This window comes from Streptomyces atriruber, from assembly GCF_001418325.1.
In the GTDB taxonomy this organism is placed as follows: domain Bacteria; phylum Actinomycetota; class Actinomycetes; order Streptomycetales; family Streptomycetaceae; genus Streptomyces; species Streptomyces atriruber.
This window is the reverse complement of sequence record NZ_LIPN01000469.1, coordinates 1-10583: the sequence shown is the minus strand read 5'-3', so window position 1 is coordinate 10583 and position 10583 is coordinate 1. Positions and strand designations below refer to the sequence as shown.

Genomic DNA, 10583 nt, shown 5'->3' with positions numbered 1-10583 from the left:
GGGGCGGGCAGCGGCGAGTGCCGGTGCACCAGGCTGCCGTCGTGCTGTCCGTCCTGCAAGTGAGGTGCCGAACGCCCGCACGTGAGGTGCCGAACGGCGCGGTGCGCCAGCCGTGTTCGACCGCGAAGTTCCCGCAGTTGAACATCCCGGGCGTTCACGGCGGCCGCGGGTGCGCCGCCCGAACTGTGTGAGTCTTCGGTGGGTTCCGACGCGCGAGACCCATCCCCCTGACTCCCCCTCAACGAAGGGATCATCGACGTGCCGGTCGAGAAGATCGCGCTCATCACGGGCGCCAACAAGGGCATCGGGCTTGAGACAGCACGGCAGTTGGGCGAGCGGGGCGCCGTCGTCCTGGTCGGCGCCCGCGACGAGGTGCGCGGCAAGCAGGCGAGCGCCGTGCTGGCGGACCGCGGGATCACGGCGGTGCCGCTGCGCATCGACGTGCGGGACGCGGCCGCCGTGGCCGAGGCGGCGGCCTTCGTCGAGCAGCGCTACGGCCGGCTGGACATCCTGGTCAACAACGCCGGCATCGCCGGCGGTTTCGCCGGGGCGCCCAGCCAGGCGGCCGCGGGCGACCTGCGGGAGGTGTACGAGACCAATGTCTTCGGCGTGGTCACGGTGACCAACGCGATGCTGCCGCTGCTGCGCCGCTCGGCGGCCGGGCGCATCGTCAACATGTCCAGCCATCTGGGGTCGTTGGCCCTCAACGCCGATCCGGCGTCCCCGATGGCGCACGTCAACATGCTCGCCTACCAGTCCTCCAAGACCGCGCTCAACGCGCTCACGGTCGCCTACGCCAAGGAGCTGCGGGGCACCGCGATCAAGGTGAACGCGGCTCATCCGGGCGTGGTGGCCACCGACATCAACGGCCACCGGGGGCAGCGCACGCCCGCCGAGGGCGCGGTGATCGCGGTCCGGCTGGCGCTGCTGGACGCCGCGGGCCCCTCGGGGGCGTCCCTGTCGGAGGACGGCCCGGTGCCCTGGTAGCGGCCCGCGGCCGGCCGGTGTCCGGCCGCCGAGGGCTCCGATGAACCTCGTCTTCTGCTCGGCTCATCCTCAAGAGCCCGGGCGGAACGTGACTCCCGGCGCGTGAGATCCGGGAGATGCCGGACCCGATGCAGGAGGAGAGCTGGAGCGATGAGCTTCGTCAAGGTTTGCCCGGTGGACAAGATCCCGGCCCAGGGGGCGATCGCCGTGGAGGTCGAGGACGCACCGGTCGCGCTGGTGCGCAGGGACGACACGGTGTACGCGGTCAGCGACCTGTGCTCGCACGCCGAGGTCTCCCTCGCCGAGGGGGAGGTCTACGGCACGACGATCGAGTGCTGGCTGCACGGGTCGTGCTTCGACCTGCGCACCGGCGAGCCCGTCAACCCGCCGGCGACCCGGCCGATCGCCACCTACCGGGTGAAGGTCGAGGACGGCTACGTCTATGTGGCGCCGCGCGCCGAGGACGCCGAGGACTAGGGAGAGGTGGTCATGAAGTCAGCGAAGTCAGCGCCCCCGCCCGCGGGTTCGCAGCGGCGCCCGGTGATCGGGATCACCGCGCGGACGGTGCCGGTCGCCCTGCAGGGCAGCGCCATGGTGGTGAGCCTCTCGCTCCAGTCGCACGTGGACTTCCTCGCCGCCGCGGGCTGCGTCCCCGTGGTGCTGCCGCTGCGGCCCGGCGTCGAGCAGCTCGTCGGCGGCCTGCAGGGGCTGCTCGTGCCGGGCGGCCCGGACCTCGATCCGGCGCTGTACGGGCAGGACCGGCACCCGCGCACCCGCGGCGGCAGCCCGGAGATGGACCGCGCCGAACTGGCCCTGCTCGGTGCGGCGCTCGGCGCCGGGCTGCCGCTGCTCGCCATCTGCCGCGGCATGCAGCTGCTCAACGTGCAGTGCGGCGGCACCCTGCACCAGCACCTGCCGGAGGTCACCGGCAACGACACCCACCGCCCGCAGGGCGCCGGCTTCGAGTTCGGCCGGCACGTCCTGGAGCTGCGCTCCGGCAGCCACATCGCCCGGATCTTCGGTGACGACACCCCCAAGACCGCCTGCCACCACCACCAGGCCGTCGACCGGATCGGCACCGGCCTGACCGCCACCGCCCGCACGCCGGACGGCGTCGTCGAGGTGGTCGAGGCGGCCGGTCATCCCTTCGCGGTCGGCGTGCAGTGGGAGGCCGGCCAGACCGAGGACGACCGCCTGCACCGGGCGCTCGCGGACGCGGCCCGGCGCGGCTGAACCACCCGGCGGCGATCCACCCGTCATTGACCGGGGCTAGAGAGCTGCTGGTCATGCTTCGAAAGCCTCTTCAAGAGAATGCACAGCCCCACACGACACATTCCGTGTCGCTTTCATTCCCGGCACATTCGGCAGTTTCCGTGAGCGTGAGACTGTCACCTTCCGGAAGGACGAAAATGGGAGCAGTCGAGGTTCCGGTTCTTATCGTGGGCGGTGGCGGATGCGGTCTTTCCGCCTCCAACTTCCTGTCCGACCACGGTGTGGACCATCTGCTCGTCGAACGGCACGCGGACACCGCGCACGTGCCGAAGGCGCACTACCTCAACCAGCGCACGATGGAGATCTTCCGTCAGCACGGGCTCGACGGGCCGATGGTGGAGCAGGGGGCGCCCCTGGAACTGTTCGGGAAGCTGCGCTGGCTGACCTCGCTGGCCGGCGACGGGCCGATGGACGCCCAGCAGATCCACGAGATCGACGCCTTCGGCGGCGGCTCGCTGCGCGAGCGGTACGCGGCGGCCGGACCCGTCCTGCCGGTCAAGCTGCCGCAGGTCCGCCTGGAGCCGATCCTGCGGGCCACCGCCGAGGAACGTAACCCCGGGCGCATCCTGTTCGGCCACGAGATGGTCGGCTTCTCCGACGAGGGCGACCGGGTGGTCGCCGAGATCCGCGAGGTGGCCACCGGGGAGACGACCACGGTCACCGCGCGCTACCTGATCGGGGCCGACGGCGGCCGCACGGTCGGCAGCGCCCTGGGCATCGAGATGCAGGGCGTGCCCGGCCTGCTGGACGTGACGACCGCGTACTTCACCGCCGACCTGTCGCAGTGGTGGCAGGAGGGCACGCTGTTGACCCACTTCCTCAACGCCCACGACCCGGACCTGTGCAGCAACCTCATCGAGATGGGGCCCAGCTGGGGCAAGGCCTGCGAGGAGTGGGTCCTGCACTTCCCGCCGATGGACGCCGACCGCCTCGACGAGGAGTCCGTCGTCGCCCGGGTCCGCGAGCTGCTGGGCCTGCCCGACCTGGAACTGACCCTGCACCACGTGACCAACTGGACGGTGCAGGCACTGATCGCCGAGCGGTACCGCAAGGGACGGGTGCTGCTGGCCGGCGACTCCGCGCACCGCCAGCCGCCCACCGTCGGCCTCGGCCTGAACTCCGGCATCCAGGACGCCCACAACCTGGCGTGGAAGCTGGCCGCGGTGCTCGAGGGCCGCGCCGACGACGGCTTCCTGGACACCTACGAGGCGGAGCGGCAGCCGGTGTGCCGGCTCAACGTCGACTGGGCGGTCTCCGCGGCCTCCCACCACCAGGCCGTCCTGGACACCGTGGGCCTGGGCCCGCACGCCCCGGCGCAGCGCCGGCAGCGGATGTTCGCCACGTACTTCGACCCCTCCCCCATCGGCGAGGTGGTGCGGGCGCGGACCGCGGAGATCCTGGACACCCACCGGGCCGGCTGCCAGGCGCACGACTTCGAGATCGGCTTCAACTACGAGCGGGGCGCGGTCGTCCCCGACGGCAGCCTGCCGCCGGCGCGCGTGCCCATGCGCGACGTGTACCAGCCCACCACCCGGCCCGGGCACCGGCTGCCGCACGCCTGGCTCGAGCAGGACGGCCGGCGCCTGTCCACCCACGACCTGACCGGCTCCCCGGCCGGATTCGTGCTGCTCACCGGCGCGGAGGGAGCCCCGTGGGTCGAGGCGGCCGCGCAGGTGGCGGAGAAGCTGTCGCTGCCGATCCACGCGGTCCGCATCGGCCGGGGCGCGGAGTACGCCGACGTCGACGGCGGCTGGGAGCGCGTGCGCGAGGTCGCCGGGGACGGCGCCGTCCTGGTGCGCCCCGACAACCACGTGGCCTGGCGCAGCACGGGCGCCGGCGAGAACCCGGCGGACCTGCTGGCGAACGCGTTCGCCCGCATTCTCGACCACCGTGTCGCTGAAGGTTCCGCTTCCTGATCGCGAAACAGCTGAATCGGGCGGTGCTCCTGTGAAGTTGCGGCCGGTTCGGCGCAATGGAATGCGGCCTCGGGCAGGAGCCCGTCCTTTGCACGGCACTTCCCCGGCAGGCCGGGACACCATATCGGCGAGGAATTGGATGACGGAGGAAATACGGTGGCGGTAGACGGAGCGGTCCTGGTGCTGGGCGGAACCGGCCGGCAGGGCGGCGCGACGGCCCGCGAACTGCTGCGCCGGGGGCGGGTCGTGCACGCCCTGGTGCGCGATCCGCAGGCGCCCGCGGCGCGCGCGCTCGCCGATGCGGGTGCGGTGCTCGTGCGCGGGGACCTGGAGGACAGGGCGTCGCTGAGCGCGGCGATGCAGGGGGTCCGGGGCGTGTTCAGCGTCCAGACGTTCCGGGGCCCGGGCGGGGTGGCCGCGGAGGAGCGGCAGGGCAAGGCGGTGGCGGACGTGGCCGCCGAGGCGGGCGTGGCCCACTTCGTGTACAGCTCGGTGGGCGGCGCGGACCGCTGCGAGGTCATCCCGCACTTCCGGAGCAAGTGGAACATCGAGCAGCACATCCACAAGCTCGGCCTGCCGGCGACGGTGCTGCGGCCGACCATGTTCTACGACATCCTGCTCGACCTCGGTCCCCGGCTGGTCGACGGCGAGCTGGTGCTGGGGCTGTGGCTGCGCCCGGAGGTCCCGGTGCAGATGATCGCGACCCGTGACATCGGGGCGTTCGCCGCGGATGCCTTCGAGGATCCGGGCGCGTGGCTGGGCCGGCAGGTGGAGATCGCCAGTGCCGAGCTGACCGGGCCGCAGATCGCCGAGGCGTTCGGGCGGGTGGCCGGCGTTCCGGCGCGGTACGAGCAGCGCTCCTTCGAGCCGCTGCGCGCGGCCCGTGCAGACCTGGCCGCCATGTTCGACTGGCTCGACACCGAGGGCTACAGCGCCGACCTGGCGGAGCTGCGCCGGATCCGGCCCGCGCTGGTCGGCCTGGAGACGTGGCTGCGGAGCAACTGGACGGTCCCGGTGGCCTGACCGGGCGGCGGGCATGGGAGAGGGGACGGCACGGCGACGGGCCCCGGCCGGGATGGCCGGGGCCCGTCGCGGTCCGCGCGGGGGCGGTGTCCTCAGGTGGTGGCGAAGCCGGCGAGGACCCGGCCCAGGATGTCGGTGTCGATGCGGTGCCAGGAGCCGGGCAGCTGCATGCCCCAGCCGGCCGGCAGGGCGGTCGCGGTCGCCCGGGCCGCGTCCTTCAGCCAGTCGCCGGTGGCGTCGCTGTTGAGGACCAGGGCCGGGGTGCGCAGGGTGGCCAGGCGTGCGGTGGGCACCTCGAAGTCGCCGAGGATGGTCGTGTCGTACACCAGGGTGTGGGCGTTGGCCTCGTTCGTCGCCCACAGCGGGGCCTGCCGCCAGTCCGCGATGGTCTCGGGGCTCAGGCCCAGCAGTTCGCGCAGCCAGTACTCCGCGGTGTCGCCGCGCCGCCCCTGCGCCAGCAGGGACCGCAGGGTGTCCATGCAGTCGGCCGGGGGCTTGGGGTGGGGGGCGGTGCGGAAGTACGGCTCGTGCAGGGCGAGTCTGGTGATCGGGACACCGGCCAGGGCCGCCTCCAGCGCCAGGTTCGCGCCGGTGGAGCCGGCGAAGACGGCCGCCTGTCCGCCCGCGTCGTCGATGAGCGCCGCGAGGTCCTCGATCTCGCGCTCGACGGCGTACTGGGGAGCGTCGCCGCTCTGCCCCCGCCCCCGGCGGTCGTAGACGTGGACGGTGCAGTGCGGCGCCAGCTCCGGGACCAGCGCGTCGAAGATGGTGTGGTCGCGGAACGCGCCGTTCATCAGCACGATCGGCGGGCCGTCGCCGGTGCTGCGACAGGCGATCGTTGTGCCGTCCTGGGAAACGACCTTCCGCATGCCACCACTCTCCTCATGTTCCATGGGTGTGTTGTCGCAGCGGTAATGTCCAGCGGTCCGGTCGACGGCGGGTTGAGGATGAATCGGGCGCGGCGCCGGTGTGCGGGCCCCGGTGGCACATGCCGGGAACGGCCCCCGAAGGCGGCGGAGCGGACCGCGCGCAGGGGGTGCGGACGGCCCCAAATGCCCCTCGGCGGAGGCCGATTCGGGATCCACTCCCGCTCAACCGAGACTATCGGCACCCCTTCAAAACTGATGCGACACCGTATCCATGAAGGAGCAGGTCCTATGGCGGACAACGGAATGGCTCGGGCGGGCGGGGCGCCGCATGTGGTCGTCGTCGGCGGCGGCGTCGCGGGGCTGGCGGCGGCGTTCTTCCTGCGTGACGAGCCGGTGCGGGTGACCGTCCTGGAGGGCGCGTCCCGGCTGGGCGGGCAGCTGGCCGTGTCGGAGCTGGCGGGCGTCGTCATCGACGAGGGGGCCGAGTCGACGTACGCCCGGCGTCCCAAGACCGCCCGGCTGCTCAAGGCGGCCGGCCTGGAGGACCAGGTGGTGGCGGCGGGCACCAAGGCGATGGCGGTGTGGAGCGTGGACCAGCTGCGGCCGCCGCTGGAGCGTCAGTTCATGGGCGTGCCCTGTGACATGGACGAGCTCGCCAAGTCCGGCATCCTGTCCGAGGCCGGGGTGGCCCGGGCCCGCGAGGATCTGACGCTGCCGCAGACCGGGCGGCAGGGGGACGCCTCCGTGGCGGACGTCGTCGGGGGGCGCCTGGGCCGGGAGGTCGTGGACCGCCTGGTGGACCCGTTCCTGTCCGACGCCTACTTCGGCCGTGCCGAGGAGCTGTCGTTCGAGGCCACGCTGACCCCGCTGGTCGCCGCGTCCCGCCGGCGCGCCTCGCTCGCCGAGGCGGCCGGGGCGCTGCTGCCCGCTCCGCTGCCGCCGGGGCAGGAGCCCACCACCGGCATCTCCACCCTGACCCGGGGCCTCGGCTCGCTGCCCCAGGTCCTGGTGGACGGCCTGCTCGCGGCCTCGCCGGACTCGGCGGTGCGCACCGGGACCACGGTGCGCACGCTCGCGCGCCGCGAGCAGGGCTGGCGGGTGACCGTGGGCAGCGCCGCCGAGCCGGAGCACATCGACGCGGACGCCGTCATCGTCGCCGTGCCCGCCGCCCAGGCCGGGCCGCTGCTCGCCGGGGTGCCCGGCAGCAGTGGGGCCACCACGGCGCTCGCCGAGATCCCCTACGCCGGCTCCGTGATCATCACGCTCGCCTTTCCCCGCACGGCGCTGGCCGCGATGCGCGCCCTGGGCTACAGCGGCTACCGGGTGCCGGCGGTGGACGGGCGGGCCCTGAAGGTCGTCACGTTCTCCACCTTGAAGTGGCCGCACCTGGCGGGCGAGGTGGACATCGTGCGCTGCCAGGGCGGGGGCAGCGGCGCCGAGGACCTGCTGCGCCGCGACGACGCCGACCTCGTCGCGCTGGCCGCCTCCGAGGTCGCCGAGGTCACCGGGGTGAGCGGGCCGCTGGCCTCGCGGGTGAGCCGGTGGGGCGCGGCGGTGCCGCAGTACACGGTCGGGCACCTGGACCGGGTGGCGCGCATCCGGGCGGGGGTCAAGGACCAGCCCGGGCTGGCGGTGTGCGGCGCCGCGTACGACGGTGTCGGGGTCGGCCAGTGCGTGGCCAGTGCGCTCAAGGCCGTCGAGGAGGTGCTCGGCGAGTTGCGCGCGGACGCCTCCGCCCCGTCGGCATGACGGGCCCGCACCGCAGACAGGACCGGATCCGTGCAGAGGAGGCCGAGGTGTCCCAGGCCAGCGTGAGCAGCGTCGACTTCTGGTTCGACCCGCAGTGCCCGTGGGCGTGGATCGCGTCCCGGTGGATCCACGAGGTGGCGGCGCGGCGGCCCCTGGAGGTCCGCTGGCACGTGATGAGCCTGGCGGTCCTCAACGAGGGACGCGACGTGCCGCACAAGTACCGGGTGGGGCTGGGCTTCGGGCCGGTACGGGTGTGCGTCGCCGCCGAGCAGAAGCACGGCCCCGAGGTGCTCGGCCGGCTCTACACCGAGCTGGGCAACCGGTACCACCACGAGAAGGCGCCCAAGGACCGGGCCACCGTCGAGGCCGCGCTGGCGGCGGCCGGCCTGGAGGCGGAGCTGGCCGCGGCGATGGACTCCACCGAGTACGACCCGGCGCTGCGCGCCTCGCACCACGCCGGCATGGACCGGGTCGGCTATGACGTCGGCACCCCGGTGATCTCCGTGGACGGCAACGCGTTCTTCGGTCCGGTGGTGACGCCCGTGCCCCGGGGGGAGGCCGCGGTGCGGCTCTGGGACGGCGTGCTGCTGGTCACCGCGACGGACGGGTTCTTCGAGCTCAAGCGCACCCGGGACCGCAAGCCGGTGTTCGACTGACGCGTCCCGGCCGCCGCGCCCGCCGCACGGTCCGCCACACGGATGGCGCCGATCCCCGCCCCTGGGGCGCCCGCCCCCGTCAGGATGTGACACAGCACGGTCACCGGCGGACGGACCTGGCCGTCCCGCCGCGGGCCGACACACCCTGACAGGAGCAGATGATGAAGTTCCGAACCTACGTCGAGCCTCCGGAGCCCATGCGGGGCTTGGAAGTTCCTCCGGAGGTCGTGGAGGAGCTCGACGGAGGCAAGCGACCGGCCGTGACCATCACGGTCAACGGGCACTCCTGGAACAGCCGGCTGGCCATCATGCGGGGCCGCCACCTGATCGGCTTCAGCAAGGCCAACCGGGAGGCCGCCGGGGTCGAGACCGGCGAGGAGGTCGAGGTGGAACTCGTCCTGGACACCGCGCCCCGGGTCCTGGTCGAGCCGGCCGACTTCGTCGAGGCCCTGGACGCCGACCCGATCGCCCGCAAGGTCTACGACCGGCTGTCGCCGAGCCGCAAGCGGGCACACGTGCACGCCATCGAGAGCGCGAAGAAGCCCGAGACGCGCCTGCGGCGCATCGAGAAGGCGGTGGCGACGCTGCGCGAGGAGCCGTTCGCGTAAGAGGGACACCGGCCGCGCCCGTACCGCTTCCGGCGTTCCGGCACGGCACCTGTGCCGGAACGCCGGAGGCGGGTCGCCGCCGGGGCGAGCCGCCGCGGGGCGCCGCTAGTCGGTGATCTCCTTGAGGAACGGCGAGAGCATGTCCCAGGTGTCGATGTCGGCCAGCAGCAACTGCACCAGCTCGATGGACCACTTGTGGTCGCAGTTCCTGGCTCCGAACAGCCCGGCCAGCACCGCGCCCACCGGCATCCGCAGGAACCGCTTGCGCAGCCCCTTGCGGCTGGGCACCGTCACGCCGTCGAGCACGGCCGGATCGATGTTCCAGCGGCTGTGGACCCACTCGGTGACCGCCTGGCGGTCCGGGGTCGCGTTCTCCTGGGCGAGCGCGGCGCGCAGCGCGTCCTGGTTGCCGGACACCTCGTCCAGGAAGGCCCGCAGCGGGGGCGGGAGTTCGAAGGCGGTGTCGTTCTCCGTGCAGGAGTTGTTGTTCTTGCGCCACTGGTCCACCGCGCCCAGCGCGCCGTAGTCCACGTCGAAGTCGAGCGAGTCCGGGCTCAGCGTCAGCCGGCGGAGGTTGTCGCCCTGGCGCTCCCGGTCGCCGCTGCTGGTGATCATCGAGGTGCGGCCCTCGCGGCCCGCGCCGTGCAGGCCGTTCACCGTCTCCGCCGCCGCCTTGAGGGCCTCGGCCACGTCGGTTTTGCCGTCACCGGCGACCTGCTGGGCCACCGTCTGGGCGCCGTAGTAGTACAGCGCGGCCCCGGTGTCCTTCACCAGCTCCTGCAGGGCCGGGTCGGTGAGGACCGACTCGAGGGAGTTCTCCACGATGTCGATCGGTGCGGTGGCCGCCAGATCGCCCAGCAGGGCGGCGTGCGTGACGCCGACGTTGCCCACGCCGATGCCTCCGGCGGTCTTCTCGCCCTTCAGCTCGGTGAGCACGTGCCAGGCCGTGCGCGCCGCCTGTTCGTCCCCGCCGATGTTGTGGATGACCAGCCCGTCCAGGCGGCCCCCGAAGAGCCGGGCCACCGCGGTCAGCCGCGCGCGCAGCTCCTGTGGCTGCTCACCGGCCCGTACGTCGAACTTGTAGACGATCTCGTACGCGTCCCGTGCCAGCGCGGCGAGTTCGCCGGCCAGCGCCGCGGTGGTGGGGCCGTAGCTCTCGGCGCAGTCGAAGCGGCGGTAGCCCACCTCCACGGCGGACCGCAGCTGCTCCTGGCTCTTGCCGTCCACCCCGAACACCGTCCAGGGCTTGGCCGTTTCAGCCGCCTCCCGCGCGGGCGCGTCGTCCTCGGCCCGCTGGAGCACGGCGTTGAACGCCCGGTTCCCCGCAGCGCGCTGGATGGCCGCCAGATGCGGCGGCATGGCCACGGGTACGTAGCCACCCTCCGCACGAGGACGCGCCGACGGCCGTACGGCGGGGGTGGGTATGACCTCGTGCTGAGCCGGTGCCTGCGTACGCATCTGCCCAGTGTGGGGGTTGGGCGAGGGACGGGTGAAGGGAAGAAC

10 protein-coding genes are annotated in these 10583 nt (G+C 73.1%); 8 read left to right on the top strand and 2 right to left on the bottom strand.

All coding sequences use genetic code 11. From position 1 onward, the window contains the following. The first annotated feature begins 258 nt into the window (after positions 1-258). The 5 genes from AOK03_RS36140 to AOK03_RS36120 all read left to right on the top strand — a co-directional run bounded on the left by AOK03_RS36140 (position 259) and on the right by AOK03_RS36120 (position 5198). Complete coding sequence (locus AOK03_RS36140; RefSeq protein ID WP_079075170.1) at positions 259-987, top strand: SDR family oxidoreductase; 729 nt, start codon at positions 259-261, stop codon at positions 985-987. A gap of 150 nt (positions 988-1137) precedes the next feature. Then, the gene (locus tag AOK03_RS36135; RefSeq protein WP_055569619.1) at positions 1138-1464 is read left to right on the top strand and encodes a Rieske (2Fe-2S) protein; all 327 of its coding nucleotides are present in this window, start codon (positions 1138-1140) and stop codon (positions 1462-1464) included. 12 nt (positions 1465-1476) lie between these two features. Then, on the top strand, positions 1477-2220 hold the full coding sequence (locus AOK03_RS36130; protein ID WP_055569618.1) for a gamma-glutamyl-gamma-aminobutyrate hydrolase family protein: 744 nt from the start codon (positions 1477-1479) through the stop codon (positions 2218-2220). Between the two features lie 176 nt (positions 2221-2396). Next, positions 2397-4175: an FAD-dependent monooxygenase gene (locus tag AOK03_RS36125; protein WP_055569617.1), complete on the top strand. Its 1779-nt coding sequence runs from the start codon at positions 2397-2399 to the stop codon at positions 4173-4175. Between the two features lie 156 nt (positions 4176-4331). Beyond that, positions 4332-5198 (top strand): NmrA/HSCARG family protein, encoded by an 867-nt coding sequence (locus AOK03_RS36120; RefSeq protein ID WP_107098200.1) that lies wholly within the window; start codon positions 4332-4334, stop codon positions 5196-5198. 92 nt (positions 5199-5290) lie between these two features. On the opposite strand, the gene AOK03_RS36115 is transcribed toward AOK03_RS36120, so the two are convergent. Further along, on the bottom strand, positions 5291-6067 hold the full coding sequence (locus tag AOK03_RS36115) for an alpha/beta fold hydrolase (RefSeq protein ID WP_055569616.1): 777 nt from the start codon (positions 6065-6067) through the stop codon (positions 5291-5293). A 288-nt stretch (positions 6068-6355) separates the two neighbouring features. On the opposite strand from AOK03_RS36115, the gene hemG reads away from it, so the two are divergent. From hemG to AOK03_RS36100, 3 genes are all read left to right on the top strand, one after another. Beyond that, positions 6356-7816 (top strand): protoporphyrinogen oxidase, encoded by a 1461-nt coding sequence (hemG, locus tag AOK03_RS36110; RefSeq protein ID WP_055569615.1) that lies wholly within the window; start codon positions 6356-6358, stop codon positions 7814-7816. A 47-nt stretch (positions 7817-7863) separates the two neighbouring features. Continuing rightward, a complete protein-coding gene (locus tag AOK03_RS36105; RefSeq protein WP_244177885.1) occupies positions 7864-8472 on the top strand; it encodes a mycothiol-dependent nitroreductase Rv2466c family protein in 609 nt (202 codons plus the stop codon). Between the two features lie 158 nt (positions 8473-8630). Beyond that, positions 8631-9080, top strand: a complete 450-nt coding sequence (locus AOK03_RS36100) for a YdeI/OmpD-associated family protein (RefSeq protein WP_341845840.1) — start codon at positions 8631-8633, stop codon at positions 9078-9080. Positions 9081-9185: 105 nt separating this feature from the next. Here the strand turns inward: AOK03_RS36100 and AOK03_RS36095 are convergent, their stop codons facing one another. Continuing rightward, the gene (locus tag AOK03_RS36095) at positions 9186-10538 is read right to left on the bottom strand and encodes an aldo/keto reductase (RefSeq protein ID WP_107098199.1); all 1353 of its coding nucleotides are present in this window, start codon (positions 10536-10538) and stop codon (positions 9186-9188) included. Positions 10539-10583 lie beyond the last annotated feature (45 nt).

What these genes read in the sequence shown, in the direction of transcription:
- AOK03_RS36130 (WP_055569618.1), top strand. Translation starts at nt 1,477, where the DNA reads ATGAAGTCAGCGAAGTCAGCGCCCCCGCCCGCGGGTTCGCAGCGGCGC.
- AOK03_RS36125 (WP_055569617.1), top strand. Translation starts at nt 2,397, where the DNA reads ATGGGAGCAGTCGAGGTTCCGGTTCTTATCGTGGGCGGTGGCGGATGC.
- hemG (WP_055569615.1), top strand. Translation starts at nt 6,356, where the DNA reads ATGGCGGACAACGGAATGGCTCGGGCGGGCGGGGCGCCGCATGTGGTC.
- AOK03_RS36135 (WP_055569619.1), top strand. Translation starts at nt 1,138, where the DNA reads ATGAGCTTCGTCAAGGTTTGCCCGGTGGACAAGATCCCGGCCCAGGGG.
- AOK03_RS36095 (WP_107098199.1), bottom strand. Translation starts at nt 10,538, where the DNA reads ATGCGTACGCAGGCACCGGCTCAGCACGAGGTCATACCCACCCCCGCC.
- AOK03_RS36100 (WP_341845840.1), top strand. Translation starts at nt 8,631, where the DNA reads ATGATGAAGTTCCGAACCTACGTCGAGCCTCCGGAGCCCATGCGGGGC.
- AOK03_RS36115 (WP_055569616.1), bottom strand. Translation starts at nt 6,067, where the DNA reads ATGCGGAAGGTCGTTTCCCAGGACGGCACAACGATCGCCTGTCGCAGC.